This window comes from Methyloversatilis sp. S146-33 (assembly GCF_059552495.1).
Genome location: NZ_JCANOT010000022.1, coordinates 48541 through 56185, shown reverse-complemented (window position 1 = coordinate 56185; position 7645 = coordinate 48541). Strand labels below are relative to the sequence as shown.

General features: G+C 66.0%; 7 protein-coding genes. 4 read left to right on the top strand and 3 right to left on the bottom strand.

What is annotated here, in order from left to right:
- The 4 genes from AC51BJ_RS07845 to AC51BJ_RS07830 form a co-directional block, all read left to right on the top strand.
- Positions 1-716, top strand: a 716-nt coding sequence (locus tag AC51BJ_RS07845; protein WP_496279844.1) for a tRNA threonylcarbamoyladenosine dehydratase, incomplete at its 5' end; no start/stop codon positions are given.
- 172 nt (positions 717-888) lie between these two features.
- The gene (locus tag AC51BJ_RS07840) at positions 889-2454 is read left to right on the top strand and encodes a DEAD/DEAH box helicase (RefSeq protein ID WP_496279843.1); all 1566 of its coding nucleotides are present in this window, start codon (positions 889-891) and stop codon (positions 2452-2454) included.
- A 37-nt stretch (positions 2455-2491) separates the two neighbouring features.
- Entirely contained in the window at positions 2492-4300 is a 1809-nt protein-coding gene (gene recQ, locus AC51BJ_RS07835) for a DNA helicase RecQ (RefSeq protein ID WP_496279842.1), read from the top strand.
- A 171-nt stretch (positions 4301-4471) separates the two neighbouring features.
- Positions 4472-4723: a hypothetical protein gene (locus AC51BJ_RS07830; protein WP_430435363.1), complete on the top strand. Its 252-nt coding sequence runs from the start codon at positions 4472-4474 to the stop codon at positions 4721-4723.
- A 28-nt stretch (positions 4724-4751) separates the two neighbouring features.
- Here AC51BJ_RS07830 and AC51BJ_RS07825 read toward each other — a convergent pair whose 3' ends face one another.
- From AC51BJ_RS07825 to AC51BJ_RS07815, 3 genes are read right to left on the bottom strand one after another with little or no spacing between them, the layout of a single operon-like run.
- Complete coding sequence (locus AC51BJ_RS07825; RefSeq protein ID WP_496279841.1) at positions 4752-5297, bottom strand: c-type cytochrome; 546 nt, start codon at positions 5295-5297, stop codon at positions 4752-4754.
- A complete protein-coding gene (gene soxC, locus AC51BJ_RS07820) occupies positions 5272-6504 on the bottom strand; it encodes a sulfite dehydrogenase (protein ID WP_496279840.1) in 1233 nt (410 codons plus the stop codon). The genes AC51BJ_RS07825 and soxC overlap by 26 nt, the downstream gene beginning before the upstream one ends.
- A gap of 34 nt (positions 6505-6538) precedes the next feature.
- Positions 6539-7642 (bottom strand): FIST signal transduction protein, encoded by a 1104-nt coding sequence (locus AC51BJ_RS07815; protein WP_496279839.1) that lies wholly within the window; start codon positions 7640-7642, stop codon positions 6539-6541.
- Between the last annotated feature and the right edge of the window lie 3 nt (positions 7643-7645).

The window sequence follows — 7645 nt, the reverse complement described above, 5'->3', positions numbered from 1 at the left end:
ACGGCAACGGCGCATACGCAAAACTCCACAACGCATCCGTCACCATCGTCGGCATCGGCGGCGTCGGATCATGGGCCGCCGAAGCCATCGCACGACACGGCATCCACAACATCAACATCATCGACCTCGATAACGTCGCGGTATCGAACATCAATCGACAGCTGCAGGCCAGTCAGGCAACGATAGGCATGGCGAAGGTCGATGCGCTCGCCGAACGCATCGTCTCGATCAACCCCGAATGCTCGGTGACGCGGATAGAGGATTTCCTCACGCCGGAGAATGCCGCCGAGCTGCTTTCGTCACGACCGGACGCGGTGCTCGATTGCACGGATCAGACGTCTGCCAAAGTTGCGATGGCCGAGCGTTGTCATCTCGATGGACTGGCGCTGTTCATGGCGGGTGCGGCGGGCGGACGTACCGACCCGACACGCATCCGCCATTCGGATCTAGGCGCAAGCCAGGGCGACGCGCTGCTCGCCCGTGTGCGTTCCCTATTGAGAAAGGGCGGGCGCTTGCAGCTGTCGCGCAAGGAGCATTTCGATATCGAGGTCGTGTACTCCGCCGAGCCCATGCGCAAACCGGCGGCCGAGGCCTGCGATGCGACGACCGCACCGCAAGGCCTGAGCTGCGCGGGCTACGGCTCGAGCGTCTGCGTCACGGCCGCTTTCGGTTTCGCGCTCGCGGCGCGCGCCATCGAACATCTGCTGAAACACTGAGCGCAAGACTTTCGGCCGAAACACCGCTACACTGCGCCTGCGCCGTGCCAATAGGCGCGTTCCCTTGTCTCCCTGACAAGAGGAGGCATGAGCCTCCCTTCCGGAATCCACACCCTGTCTGCCTGTATTGGTGTCACTCAGCTTGAGCGACGGGCCGTCGCTGGAGAACTGTTTGAACACTGAAGTCGATTTCGCCGGGCTTGGCCTGGCCGAACCCCTGCTGCGCGCCATTTCCGAAGAAGGCTATACGCAGCCCACACCGATCCAGCAGAAAGCCATTCCGCTCGTGATGGCCGGGCGCGACCTGCTCGCTGCCGCACAGACCGGCACCGGCAAGACCGCCGGTTTCACCCTCCCCATTCTTCATACTTTGATCAACCGCCCGGCCAGCATTCCACCGGGACGGCCACGCGTGCTGGTCCTCACCCCGACGCGCGAACTCGCGGCTCAGGTCGAGGAATCGGTCCGCACCTACGGTGCACACGCCAAGCTGCGTTCCATGGTCATGTTTGGCGGCGTGGGCATGAACCCCCAGCTGCAGGCGCTGAAGCAGCGCGTGGACATCCTGGTTGCGACGCCCGGCCGTCTGCTCGATCACCTGGGCGAAAAGACGCTGGACCTTTCCGGCGTCGAAATCTTCGTGCTCGACGAAGCGGACCGCATGCTGGACATGGGTTTCATCCGTGACATCCGCAAGGTGATCGCGGCGCTGCCGAAGGTGCGCCAGACTTTGCTCTTCTCGGCGACCTTTTCGCCGGAGATCCGCGAACTGGCCCACGGCATGCTGAACGACGCAGCCGAGGTTGAGGTTGCCGCACGCAATACCACCGCCGAGCGCGTCGATCAGGGCGTCTACATGGTCGAGCAGAAGCAGAAGCGTCATCTGCTGGCGCATCTCATCAACAAGGGCCAGTGGTCGCAGGTGCTGGTGTTCACGCGCACCAAGCATGGCGCCAACCGTCTGGCCGAACAGCTCGACAAGCAGGGCATTACCGCCGCTGCCATCCACGGCAACAAGAGCCAGAACGCCCGCACGAAAGCGCTGGCCGACTTCAAGACGAATACGCTGCGCGTGCTGGTCGCCACTGACATCGCGGCGCGCGGTCTGGACATCGACCAGCTTCCGCACGTCGTCAATTTCGAGCTGCCGAATGTGCCCGAGGACTACGTTCACCGCATCGGTCGGACCGGCCGTGCAGGTGCCAGCGGCGCCGCGGTGTCGCTGGTCGATCGCGAGGAAGTGAAGTTGCTGACGGCCATCGAAAAGGTGACCCGGCAGTCGATTCCGCGCGTGACGGCCGATGGTTTCGTGCCGGTCGCCGGCGCCAGCGAAGAGCCGGATCGCGGTCCGCGTCCGCAAGGTCGTGGCGCTCGGCCTGACGGCGCAACGCGCAGCAAACAGGCCTCCGGCAACGGACAGCAGCCGCGCCAGGGGCAGCAGCCCCGGCCGGCCGGCGATCGCCCGGCGCGTACGCCGCAGAACAAGCCCGTCGCGCGCGGCAATGGCAACCCCGCTCGCCCGCAAGGCAGGAGTGGCACCGCCAATGGCAACGTCGCCAACGGCAACCGTACGCCGGCGCGTATTCACGACGATGACGACGACAATCGCGGCAATCGCATCCAGCCGGCGGCCAAGCCGCCGCGCGAGGTCAATGGCAACGTGATGCCGCGCGGCAACGAGGCGCGACGTCCGCAACAGCCGGCGCTGTTCTCGCGCAATCGCAGCGGACAGCGATAACATCACGCCATTTGCATGAAGGGCCAGGGGCGACCGCGTGCGTGACGATGCACTGAAAGTGCTGAAGGACGTCTTCGGCCATCCCGGGTTCCGCGGTGCGCAGGGCGAAATCGTCGCGCACGTCGCGGCCGGCGGCGACGCCCTGGTGCTGATGCCGACAGGTGGCGGCAAGTCGTTGTGCTATCAGGTGCCGGCGCTGCTGCGCCCGGGGACGGCAGTCGTCGTTTCGCCACTGATCGCGCTGATGCAGGACCAGGTCGCTGCGATGACCCAGCTGGGCGTACGCGCTGCCTTCCTCAATTCCACGCTCGATCTCGATCAGGTGCGTGAAGTCGAGCGCAGCCTGCTCGACGGCACGCTCGATCTGCTTTACGTCGCCCCTGAGCGGCTCAACACCCCACGCTGCCTCGATCTGCTGAGTCACATCCGGCCGGCGTTGTTTGCCATCGATGAGGCGCACTGCGTCGCACAGTGGGGACACGACTTCCGTCCAGAGTACCTGCAGCTTTCCGTGCTGCACGAGCGCTTCCCGGACGTGCCGCGCATCGCGCTCACCGCCACCGCCGATCCGGCGACGCGCACCGAAATCATCGACCGGCTCGCGCTGCACGACGCGCGTGTGTTCGTGTCCAGTTTCGACCGGCCGAACATCCGCTACACCATCGTGGACAAGGACGACGCGCGCAAGCAGTTGCTGCGCTTTATCCGGAACGAGCATCCGGACGATGCTGGCATCGTCTATTGTCTGTCACGCAAGAAGGTGGACGAGACGGCCGAATGGCTGCTCGCGCAGGGCATCAAGGCGCTCCCTTACCATGCCGGCATGGACGCAGCGACGCGTGCTGCGCATCAGGCCCGCTTCCAGCGCGAGGAAGGCATCGTGGTCGTTGCCACCATCGCCTTCGGCATGGGCATCGACAAGCCGGACGTGCGCTTCGTCGCCCACCTCGATCTGCCGCGCTCGATCGAAGGCTACTATCAGGAGACCGGACGCGCAGGACGCGACGGTGGCGCAGCCGACGCGTGGATGGCCTACGGTCTGGCCGACGTCGTGCAGCAGCGCCGTTTCATCGACCAGTCCGAGGGCAGCGAAGCGTTCCGTCGCATTTCCAGCAGCAAGCTCGACGCGCTGCTCGGCCTGTGCGAAACCGCTCAGTGTCGGCGCGTGCATCTGCTCGCCTATTTCGGCGAACAGGGGCAGCCCTGCGGCAACTGCGACAACTGCCTGACGCCGCCGGAGACCTGGGACGCGACGGTCGCCACACAGAAGGCGCTGTCCGCGATCTACCGCACCGGCAATCGCTTCGGCGTCACCCACCTGATCGACGTGCTGCGTGGCAAGGACACCGAGCGCATCCGCCAGTGGGGTCATGACAAGTTGAGCGTGCATGGCATCGGCAAGGCCGAGGACGACAACCTGTGGCGCGGTGTTTTCCGTCAGCTGGTCGCGCTCGGGCTGGCCCGCGTCGATCACGAATCCTATGGCGCACTGGTGCTGACCGAAGCTGCCCGCCCGGTGCTGCGCGGCGAACAGCCCGTGATGATGCGGCGCATCGCCGAAAGGGCTCGTGAATCGGCGGTGCGGCGCACACGCAGCGTCACACCGGTGTCGATGGAGGGCGTCGACGCCAATCTTCTCGCAGCGCTGAAAGCCTGGCGGCTGGACGAAGCGAAAAACCAGTCAGTTCCGGCCTACGTCATCCTGCACGACAGCACGCTGATCGAACTGGCGCGCAAACGCCCGGCGGATCTCGATGACCTGACCGACATACCGGGCTTCGGCGCACGCAAGGTCGAGCGCTACGGTGACTCACTGGTCGAGTTGATCTCAGGCTTCGAGCACTGACATATTGCACCGCAATAGTGCCTTGTCGTTTTTATGCCCCGACCTGACGCAGCGCTGATGATGGGGCGTGCGTCAGATATGAATTAAAACAACGGCTTGTTTTAAATCTCCTCTTGGTCTGGATATTGCATAGTGCATCACTGACTTCGTTATTGAAGCAGGGAGGGCATCATGCGTTGCAACATTCGACCACTCCTTTTCGTCGTCGCATGCGCGCTGACACAACCGCTGACTGTCTGGTCGGCAGCCCCCGACTGCCGTGCGAGCAGCCAGGATCCGCTGGCCGCTGAGGCGTGCCGGGAAAATGCGCGCTCCGCCTATCCGCTGGCACACCTGTTCGAAAATCCGTCGGAATCACGAACCAGTCTTGCGCTGGCCGCACTGCTGCTGGGCGGCATGGCGATGCGCGCCCGCGTGCGCTGATCGGCCCGACAAGGGCGCCGCGCGCACTTCAGTTCGCCTCGATGCGGATAAAGCCGTCGCGGTTCGGCATCCGCACTGTCGGCAGAGTGCGCGCGTCCATGACGGCGTCAGCAGCGATCACGCCGTTGATGTGCAGCAGCCAGGCGCTGAGCGCATACACCTCGTCCGCGTTCAGCGTGCCGGGGGCGGTCATCGGTTTGGCGCGACGGATGAAGTCGAACAGCGTCGTCGCGTACGGCCAGTAGCTGCCTACCGTTTTGTCGGCCGCCGGTGTGTTCAGCGGGCGCGTCGCACCCGCCAGTTCCTCGGCGCTGCCGCCACGGGCGTCCTTGCCGTGGCAGGCGGCGCAGTGGTGGGCAAACAGCGCGGCGCCCTCGCTTGCCGTGCCGCGACCGGGTGGAAGGCCGCGACCGTCGGGAAATACGTTCAGTTGCTGCCGGGCGAGGGTGGCGCCGTCGACGGCCTGTCCGAGCCGTGGTGCCTCGACCGCGTTCGGCGTCGCGACGCAGGCACTCAGCAGCAGCGACGACAGCAGTGCTGCCGCGCGTTCAGTATGTGTGCGTGACCAGTCCATCGTCCTCGACTGCCCAGGCAACGATCGCGTTGTAGTGGAAATAGCCTGCGCGCCCGCGCTCGGAGACCAATGCCGCGCGTTCCGGCTGCAGATTGCCGCGCTCGTCGGTGGCTCGGCTCTTCAGCACGGCGGGCTTGCCGTCCCATCGCCACGGTATGCGGAAACGGGTCAGGCAGCGAGGCAGCGCCGGCGATTCGAGTGCGGCGTCGGCCCAGCTCTTGCCGCCATCCGCCGACACCTCGACCCGCCGGATGCGCCCGTACCCGCTCCACGCCAGACCGCTCAGCTGATAAACGTCGGGGCGCGGCAGTGTCTGGCCGTGCGACGGTGACGTGATCAGCGACTTGCAGTCCATCGTGAACGTGAACTGACGCGCCTTGCCCGATGGCTGCAACTCGGTGTATTTCGACGTTTCGTTGCGCGACATCACCGGCTGGTCCGTCACTTCGAGCCGCTGCAGCCATTTGACGTGCAGCACACCTTCCCAGCCTGGCACGATGAGACGCATCGGGTAGCCGTTCTCCGGGCGCAGCCGTTCCCCGTTCTGGTAGAGCCCGATCAGGCAGTCGTCGCGCATCTTGGCCAGCGGGATGCTCATGTTCATCGCTCCCGCGTCGGCACCTTCGGCGATCACCCACGACGCGCCGACGTCCACACCCGCTTCGTCGAGCAGGATGGACAGCGGCACGCCGGTCCATTCGGCGCAGGACAGCAGCCCGTGCACGGAGCCGGCTGATCGCTGTATCGGCTCGCCATGCCAGCCGGCGTTGCTGTTGCCGCCGCACTCGATGAACAGCATCCGTGAACGCATCGGGTAGCGCAGCAGCGATTTCACGTCGAAGCTCAGCGGCTGGCGCACAAGACCGTACACGACAAGTCGGTGACGCGCCGGGTCGATCTGCGGCACGCCGTTGTGGTGCCGCTCGAAGTGCAGGCCGTTCGGCGTGATGATGCCTTCGAGGTCTTCCAGTGGCGTGAAGGACACGCCGTTGCCGGCCACCGCACGGTTGGCGCCGATGCGTCGCGCCGTCAGGCGCTCGTGCGACGATGGTTGGCCGTAGGGCGTGAAGGGCGCGCCCGGCGTGTGCAACCACGGCAGCTCGTCAGCGGCCTGCGTCTCGACGGCAGCCGCGGCCGTTGCCAGTGCCAGCCCGCGCCGCAGGAAGAGCCGGCGATCGAGCAGGCCGCCGCCGGCGACTTCTGGCAAGGTGTGGAGAGCGGGCCGCTGGCGGGGCATGGGATCAGAGGAAGAGCGTCAGCACGCCGGTATAGCCGTACAACTGGTCGTGCGAAATTTCGCCGCCAGCGAAGAAGCCTGCCACCGGCAGGCCGGGAAAGGCTTCCTCCAGCATTTCCGGTTCGGTGTTGTCGTCGCCGAACATGTGCGCTCCACGCGCGGCACAGGATATGTAAAGCGCCGCGAGCGGCGGCTGCTCCAGTGTCGCGCGCAGCTCGTTCAGCATGCGCTGCATGTCGGCGCGGGCACAGTCCGCGTCGCGCCGGTAGAAGCGCAGCCTCTGTCCGACCTCGACTGTGTCGTTGATGGCGATCAGGCCGTTGCCGGGGTCGAGGCCGATCACGTTGCGCACGCGGAATTCGGCGTCGTCGCGACCGGTCACGCCCAGCCCGGGCAGGATGTAGCGCGCCGCCCGCCGCAGATCCTGGCCGAGCGAGGTGCCGGCCGCTTCGAGGAAGGCGTCCAGCGCGGGGCGGCCGTTGATTTCGGTGATGACGTTCTGGTCGCAGGCGGTGACGACATGGGTTTCGCCCACCGCACAGCAACCCTGCGTCAGGCGCGTCATGATGGAAACCTGCTCGTTGAAGGCGACGCCGCTGATGCCGCCGCGCAGGGCTCCGTTGGCGATCATCGGTGCCTGTCCGCGCGCCAGCGCCAGCCCGCCGGTGACGAAGCCGCTCGACACCTTGGTGGCCATGTCGGCGACCAGATCCGCCATGTCCGGCGTTGCCGGGTCGGCGTGCACCACGGCGAAGTAGGGCTGCTCGGGTGCGGCATCGGTACCCAGCGCGTTGGGCAGGCGCTCGCGGCCTGAGAACACGCGGAAACTGCCCTTCGGCAGGCTGCCCACCAGCAGCGACAGGCCGGGTTGGTCCTGCGCCGCGATGGCGCGGCCGATGACGCCGACCGAACTGGTGCCGACCCAGTTCTCGATGCCGGTGAGCCGGGTCAGGCGCTCGAACATTTCCTGCAGGTCGCCGCCGTAGTGATCGGCGAAATAGACGAATCCGAGGTTGGCGTCCTCAGGCATGTCGAGTGCCGACAGTGCCAGGTCCATCGCGACCGGCCAGTCTTCGTGGAAGGCCGAACTGGCAGCGAATCGGGCCATCCG